This window comes from Stenotrophomonas sp. YJH_SMC_133 (genome assembly GCF_059370655.1).
In genome coordinates, this window is record NZ_JCAFTW010000028.1 from 1 (window position 1) to 7,572 (window position 7,572).

General features: G+C 66.6%; 6 protein-coding genes. All 6 read left to right on the forward strand.

Going from position 1 to position 7,572, the window contains the following annotated elements; genetic code table 11:
• The coding region (locus tag AC5P78_RS21035; protein WP_495204740.1) for a methyl-accepting chemotaxis protein at positions 1-526 on the forward strand (526 nt) is incomplete at its 5' end.
• Positions 527-730: 204 nt separating this feature from the next.
• Positions 731-1,504, forward strand: coding sequence for a flagellar brake protein (locus AC5P78_RS21040; protein WP_005413239.1), 774 nt, complete (start codon positions 731-733; stop codon positions 1,502-1,504).
• 232 nt (positions 1,505-1,736) lie between these two features.
• Positions 1,737-2,228, forward strand: a complete 492-nt coding sequence (locus AC5P78_RS21045) for a chemotaxis protein CheW (RefSeq protein WP_005409516.1) — start codon at positions 1,737-1,739, stop codon at positions 2,226-2,228.
• Between the two features lie 136 nt (positions 2,229-2,364).
• Positions 2,365-2,748, forward strand: a complete 384-nt coding sequence (locus AC5P78_RS21050; RefSeq protein ID WP_005409515.1) for a hypothetical protein — start codon at positions 2,365-2,367, stop codon at positions 2,746-2,748.
• A 101-nt stretch (positions 2,749-2,849) separates the two neighbouring features.
• Positions 2,850-5,225, forward strand: coding sequence for a methyl-accepting chemotaxis protein (locus AC5P78_RS21055; protein ID WP_024957771.1), 2,376 nt, complete (start codon positions 2,850-2,852; stop codon positions 5,223-5,225).
• A 733-nt stretch (positions 5,226-5,958) separates the two neighbouring features.
• On the forward strand, positions 5,959-7,572 hold a 1,614-nt coding region (locus tag AC5P78_RS21060; RefSeq protein ID WP_495217354.1), incomplete at its 3' end, for a cache domain-containing protein.

A 7,572-nucleotide genomic window follows, 5' to 3' on the forward strand; every position in this document is an offset into this window, starting at 1 on the left:
CGTGGTCGCCAGCGAAGTGCGTACCCTCGCCCAGCGTTCGGCTGCGGCGGCCAAGGAGATCAAGGGCCTGATCGATGATTCGGTCGGCAAGGTCGCCGAAGGCTCCAGCCTGGTGCACCAGGCCGGCAGCACCATGGGCGAGATCGTCGCCTCGGTGCAGCGCGTGACCGACATCATGGCCGAGATCTCCGCCGCTTCGCAGGAACAGTCGGCCGGCATCGAGCAGGTCAACCAGACCGTGGTGCAGATGGACGAAACCACGCAGCAGAATGCCGCGCTGGTGGAGGAAGCGACTGCTGCGGCGCGCGCCATGGAAGACCAGGCCGTGCAGCTGGGCGAAGCCGTGGCGCGCTTCCGGCTGGCATCGCAGGGCGTCGCCGCTGCGCCGGCACGGTTGGCCAATGCACCGCAGCCACGTCAGGTCGCGGCCGCCCTGCCCGTCACCAAGGCAGCACCGACACGGCCGCTGCGGGCGTCGGCCGCCCAGCCGGCGCTGGCTGCCGAGGGTGATTGGCAGGAGTTCTGACCCCACGCAGAAAGCATCCGCCCATGGGGTGGATGCACCAGCGCGGCGGGCCACGGGGTCAGATCCCTTTCCCAGAGGAAAGGGATCTGACCCCTTATGCATGGAAAGTGATGCAAATCTCACTTCATAATCCAATGAAGAGGCCGATATCCCCATCGAGCCTGCACCAACGCGTGCTGGCGCCCGCCCCTGATCACAGACTCCATGTCCGACGGCCACGACACTGAACTGCATGATGTCCACGCGGCCGACGCCGCGGACGAACGCTTCCTGGTCCGCAACCCCCGCCAGCTGCGGCAGCTGCTGCGCTCGCTGATCGACCAGCGATCACTGATCAACGCGCATATCGACGGCCGGGATCGTTCCTTCCCGACCGCCCTGCTTGATCTCGACGAGGACGAAGACTACCTGCTGCTCGACGGCAGCCCGCAGGAGGCATCGAACCGTGCCGCCGAGCAGGCCGACCACCTGCTCTGCTTCGCCCAGCTTGAACGTGTCCTTGTGCGGTTCCGCCTGCACGAACTGCAGCGCGTGGACAACGATGGCCACGTCGCCTTCCGCGCCCCGTTGCCGGACGAACTGGTGCATCTGCAGCGCCGTGAGCTGTACCGGCTGGAGACCCCGGTCACCGACTCGCCGCATCTGCTGCTGCCACCCGGCGAAGCACGTGCCGAAGCGCTGTCGATGCGGGTGGTGGACATCAGCGGTGGCGGCCTGGCCGTAGTGGTTCCCAACGACTGCGCCGTATTCGGCCTGCAGAAGCGCTACCCGGCGCAGCTGTCGCTGCCCGATGGCCCCGACCTGGACATCGAACTGGTGGTCTGCAACCTGCTGCCACAGCGACAGCCCAATGGCATCGAGGTCAAGCGCGTGGGAATGCGCTTTGACAGCCTGCCGCGCGGCGGCGACAGCGCCATCCAGCGCTACATCTTCCGCATCGACCGCCAGCGCAAGGCGCGCCGCAACGGCGAGCTCTGAGGCGCCTTCGACCGTTCGTGCCGGCCGGCGGCCGGCAACCCGCATGATGCCGTCGCCGGCCAGCGGCCGGCACTACCGATCTTCGGCGGATCCACGCCATATGCGCGTGCCGGCCGCGCCGCGGTAGATCCACGCCATGCGTGGATGCCTCTCCCCCGGCACCTAAAGTCCCCCCACGCGGGGCCGATATCGAGCCTGACACCGGGACTTCCGGCAGAACCAGGACCCCTCGATGAACGACAAGACCAGCTCCGCCGCCAGCGCCGGTGGCGAATTCCTCAGCTTCACCCTCGGCGCCGAGCACTACGGCGTGGACATCCTCAAGGTGCAGGAGATCCGTGGCTACGATGCGGTCACCCGCGTGCCGGACGCCCCGGATTACATCAAGGGTGTGATCAACCTGCGCGGCACCATCGTGCCGGTCATCGACCTGCGCTTGAAGCTGCGCCTGGACAACGCCCGCTACGACGCCTTCACCGTGATGATCGTGCTCAACGTCGAAGACCGCGTGGTCGGCATCGTGGTCGACAGCGTGTCGGACGTGATCCCGCTGTCGGCCGAGCAGATCCGCCCGACCCCGGAGTTCGGCGCTGCAGTCGACACCCGCTTCATCTCCGGCATCGGCACCCACGACGACCGCATGCTGATCCTGCTGGACATCGAGACCCTGCTCGACAGCGCCGACATGGGCCAGGCCTCCCTCGCCGAAGACGCTGCCGCCTGATCCATCGGACCTGCTTCACGTTCTGGTCACAAAACCCTTCAGTTCCCCCCAGCAGTGCCGATAGGGGGACAGAAGCCGGTCGCGCAGGAGCGCGCGGAACCGGAACGACCATCACCATCCCCGGAGATACACCTCGATGAAGTCCCTGCTTGCGTTCGTTTCGGCCGCTGTCCTGGCCACCACCGCTTCCTCCGCGTTCGCCCAGGCGGCCGACATGATCCCGCCGGAACTGGCCCCGCGTTCGGTCGGCAAGGACGGCATGGTCTGTGGCAAGGTCGAAAAGGCCCGCTACGCAGAAGGTTCCGAAGGCCAGCCGACCTTCCTGTACATGGGCGGTGCCTTCCCGCGCCACACCTTCTCGGCCCGCATCGCCGGCGAGAACCGCGGCAAGTTCTCCTTCCCGCTGGAGACCCTGGAAGGCAAGACCGTGTGCGTGATCGGCAAGATCCAGCGCGACGCCTCGCGCGCGGAAATCGAAGTCAGCTCGCCGGCCGGCCTGAAGCTGGCCAACATCAAGTAATCCGCTGTCCGTCGAACCACGCCGGAGCTTGTGCCGGCGTGGTTTCTGCTGCAACCGGGCCCGACGCCCGGACGCGTCTGCCTTAGGAGATCGCAACGCCCATGCCGTGGATCAACAACCTGAAACTGATGCCGAAGCTGCTGTTGACCTTCGGCGTCCTCCTGCTGGTGATGCTGCTGCAGGGCATCGTCGCCTATCGCGGACTGCATTCGCTGAACAACGTCACCACCGAGTTGGCCGGTTCGCGCATGGAAAGCATCCGCATGGCCGGCGAGATGCGCGGCATGCTGGGCGAGTACCGCAATGCCGCCTACCAGCAGCTGATCCGCGCCAGCGATGACGTCAAGTCCGACGCGCGCAAGCAGGCCGTCGACCTGCGCACCAGCATGGACACGTCGATCAAGGAATACCCGAAGCTTGTCGACAACGCGCAGCAGAAGAAGCTGTTCGATACCTTCGCCAAGGAATGGAAGGACGCCCTGGCCTCCTACGACAGCGTCACCGAGATGCTCGAGCTGGACCTGCCGGACGATGCCATCGATACCTTCGTGGGCGAGACCCGCACCAAGCACCGCAAGGCTGCATCCGCGCTGGAAGCGCTGATCGCCGAAGACAACCGCCTCGCCCGCGCCTCGCGCGAAGAGGCCGCGTCCACCTATTCCGCCTCCGCCGTGCTGACCGTGATCGCCCTGCTGGGCGGCGCCGCGCTCGGCCTGGTGCTGGTCTGGCTGTTCGCGCGCGCCCTGGTCGGCAGCGTGCGTGGCGCCGTGTCGGTTGCCAACGACGTGGCCGGCGGCAAGCTTGATGGCCACATCGACGTCAGCCGCCAGGACGAAGTGGGCGAGCTGATGCAGGCCATGCAGCGCATGCAGCGCGACCTGCGCGAACGCATCGAAACCGACCAGGCCGTTGCCCGCGAGAACCTGCGCATCCGCACCGCGCTGGACTACAGCTCGACCGGTGTCTACCTGACCGATACCAGCAACACCATCGTCTACAGCAACCGCGCCCTGCAGCAGACCCTCAGCCAGTACCAGGATGAAGTACGCCGCGACCTGCCGGACTTCGACGCCCAGGCCTCGTTGATCGGCAAGCCGGTCACCGTGCTGGAACACCGCGGCGAGATGGACCAGACGCTGTTGGGCAACCTGAAGGCCCACGGCGTCGCCCGTCGCCCGATGCAGTACGGCGATGCCCAGTTCGCGCAGGTGGTGTCGACCATCCGCAACGAAGGCGGCGACACCGTCGGCTACGTGGTGGAATGGCGCGACCGCACCCAGGAAGCACTGGTCGAAGCCGAAGTGGCGCGCGTGATCGCCCAGGCCGCCGCCGGCGACCTGTCCGGCCGCATCGACGCCAGCGACAAGGAAGGCTTCTTCCTGCAGCTGGCCCAGCAGATCAACGGCCTGCTGGACGCCAATGCCGGCAGCATCGAACAGATCTCCGGCCTGCTTGCCGCGCTGTCGCAGGGTGACCTGACCGTGCGCATGCACGGCGACTACCAGGGCGTGTTCGCCCGCATGCGCGACGACGCCAACGCCACCGCCGCGCAGCTGAGTGAAATCGTCACCCGCATCAAGCAGTCCAGCCGCGCGATCAGCTCGGCCGCCGGCGAGATCGCCTCGGGCAACAGTGACCTGTCGCGCCGTACCGAGCAGCAGGCCGCCAACCTGGAAGAAACCGCTGCTTCGATGGAGGAACTGACCTCCACCGTGCGCCAGAACGCCGAGCACGCCCGCCAGGCCAACCAGCTCGCCATCGGCGCGCACGGCGTCGCTTCGCAGGGCGGCGAGGTGGTCGGCCAGGTGGTCACCACCATGTCCGCCATCGAAGCCTCGTCGAAGAAGATCGCCGAGATCATCAGCGTCATCGACGGCATCGCTTTCCAGACCAACATCCTGGCGCTGAACGCCGCAGTGGAAGCCGCGCGTGCCGGTGAACAGGGCCGTGGTTTCGCCGTGGTCGCCAGCGAAGTGCGTACCCTCGCCCAGCGTTCGGCCGCTGCCGCCAAGGAGATCAAGGGCCTGATCGACGATTCGGTCGGCAAGGTCAACGACGGCTCGGCGCTGGTGCACAAGGCCGGCGCGACCATGGGCGAGATCGTCGCCTCGGTGCAGCGCGTGACCGACATCATGGCCGAGATCTCCGCCGCTTCGCAGGAACAGAGCGCCGGCATCGAGCAGGTCAACCAGACCGTGGTGCAGATGGACGAAACCACCCAGCAGAATGCCGCGCTGGTGGAAGAAGCCACTGCTGCCGCGCGTGCGATGGAAGAACAGGCTGGTCAGCTCAGCGAAGCGGTGTCGATCTTCGTGGTGGACGAAGCCGAGGTCGTCGCCGCCCCGCGCGTCACCGCCCCGGCGCCGCGCGCCGCTGCACCGGCTGCCCCGTCCCCGGCTGCCCCGCCGGCCCGCCGCACGGCGGGTGGTCGCCCGATGGCCACCGAACTGGCCGACGGAGACTGGCAGGAGTTCTGAGGCCTGCCTGACCTGACGCACGAGAACGCCCTGGCCCTGCGCTGGGGCGTTTTTGTTTACGGGGTATCTGGATATCCAGCCAACGGCGAAGCCCCTCGGGATGGTCGGTCGAAGCGCTGGGTTACTGAGGGTTGGCCGCGAGGGTGGGCTGCGCAGGGGCCGCTGCAAGTACGTCCATGTAAGCTCGGTCGCCGCATCCATGCGGCTCACGCCCCTGCGCAGCCCACCCTCCCGGCCACGGAAAATTTCCGTGCGCGTCCACCCCGGATTGAAGAAAGAAGAGCAAGAGCAACAGCCGTATTGCTTCCGGGGTCAGATCCGTTTTCCGCAGGAAAACGGATCTGACCCCTCTTTCCACTTGGAAACCCAATGCTCTTGCCGTCCGACACCGGGATATCGAATGGGCCGGGCAAGGGTGGGTTGGCGGGGGTGTCCGCGGCATGGATGCCGCGGCCAAGCCCCCAAGGACGGGTTTACGGCGTCCCCCGCCAACCCATCCTGGCCCGGCCCTTCTCGCAACCCCTGACCACCGACCAAGCGCCGTTGCTGTTGCTGTTGCTTCAAAACCAGCCTGCCGCAGGCAGCGCCGCAGCCGCCGCTGCAAGAAAACCTGAATACGTTCGAACACCTCACCTCAATCCCCCGCCCCAGCGGCCGATAACGGGGTTGTCACGGCGTATCCCGCCGCTGACCGGCTCGGCGCCGCCCGCCCGTTTCGACCTGGTCCTGCTCGATGAATCTCCTGCATCGCTGGCAACACTACTTCAGCAATCTCTCCGTCCGGCGCAAGCTCAACCTGCTGACGCTGCTCATCGCGCTCGGCGTGATCGCGCTCTCGGTGATCGCCGCCCGCATGCAGTACCTGGACCTCACCGAGACCCGCAAGACCGCGCTGAAGACCCAGGTCGAACTCAGCTACGGCATCCTCCAGCACTACCACCGTCTGGCCGGCACCGGCGAACTCAGCGAGGACGCCGCGAAGAGCGCCGCGTTGCAGGCCCTGGAAGTGATGCGTGCCGAAAACGATACGTACTACTTCAACATCTACGACACCGGCTACCGCCTGCTGATGCACCCGTTCCGCAAGGACCTGGTCGGCAAGGACATGAAGGACTTCCGCACCGACGACGGCGTGCGCATCTATTACGACCAGGTCGAAGCGGCCAAGGCCGGCGGTGGCTTCGTCAACTATCGATGGGCCAAGCCGGGCAGCAAGGGCGAGGTCGAGAAGGTCGCCTACGCCGGCCTGTTCGCGCCGTGGAACTGGGTGGTCAGCAGCGGCGTCTACATGGACGACGTGCAGCGGCAGGCGCTGGTGTTCACCGCCATCATGGCGATCTCCGGTGGTGTGCTGGTGCTGATCGTGCTGGCCCTGAGCTGGGTCATCGGCAACCGTATCGCGCGCCCGCTGAAGCAGGCTACCGCCGTCGCCGAAGGCATCGCCAATGGCAAGCTGGACAGCCATATCGGCCCGCAGCCGCATGACGAACCCGGTCGCCTGCTGGAGGCCATGTCCGGCATGCAGCAGCAGCTGCATGCGGTCATCGGCGGCCAGCGCGAAATGGCCCGCCGTCATGATGCCGGCGAACTGAGCTATCGCATCGACGCCAGTGTCTTCCCCGGCGAGTACGGGCTGATGGTGCAGGAGACCAACACCCTGGTCGGCAGCCATGTGCAGACCCTGCATGACGTGCTGGACGTGGTACAACAGTACGCAGTCGGCGACCTGAGCCGCGACATCGCCCGCTACCCCGGCGAAAAGGCGGCGATGACCACCACCGTCGACACCGTCAAGGCCAACCTCGGCCGCATCAATGCCGAGATCAAGCAGCTGGCCAGTGCCGCCGCCGCCGGCGACTTCAGCCAGCGCGGTGATGCGCAGCGCTTCGATCACGATTTCCGCCTGATGCTGGAAAACCTCAACGCAATGATGGCGGTCAGCGATGACAACCTCGGCAAGCTCTCGCAGTTGCTGTCGGCCATCGCCGAAGGCGACCTGACCGCACGCATGCACGGCGACTATCAGGGCGTGTTCGCACGCATGCGCGACGACGCCAACACCACCGTTACGCAGCTGACCCAGATCGTTGGCCAGATCCAGGCCAGTGCCTCCAGCATCACCCTCGCCGCTGGCGAGATCGCGTCCGGCAACAGCGACCTGTCGCGCCGTACCGAGCAGCAGGCCGCCAACCTGGAAGAGACCGCCGCCTCGATGGAGGAACTGACCTCCACCGTGCGCCAGAACGCCGAGCACGCCCGCCAGGCCAACCAGCTCGCCATCGGCGCGCACGGTGTCGCTTCGCAGGGCGGCGAGGTGGTCGGCCAGGTGGTCACCACCATGTCGGCC

Excerpts from the sequence above, each read along its gene's own strand:
- AC5P78_RS21055 (WP_024957771.1), top strand. The coding sequence starts at position 2,850 with ATGCCGTGGATCAACAACCTGAAACTGATGCCGAAGCTGCTGTTGACC.
- AC5P78_RS21050 (WP_005409515.1), top strand. The coding sequence starts at position 2,365 with ATGAAGTCCCTGCTTGCGTTCGTTTCGGCCGCTGTCCTGGCCACCACC.
- AC5P78_RS21040 (WP_005413239.1), top strand. The coding sequence starts at position 731 with ATGTCCGACGGCCACGACACTGAACTGCATGATGTCCACGCGGCCGAC.
- AC5P78_RS21045 (WP_005409516.1), top strand. The coding sequence starts at position 1,737 with ATGAACGACAAGACCAGCTCCGCCGCCAGCGCCGGTGGCGAATTCCTC.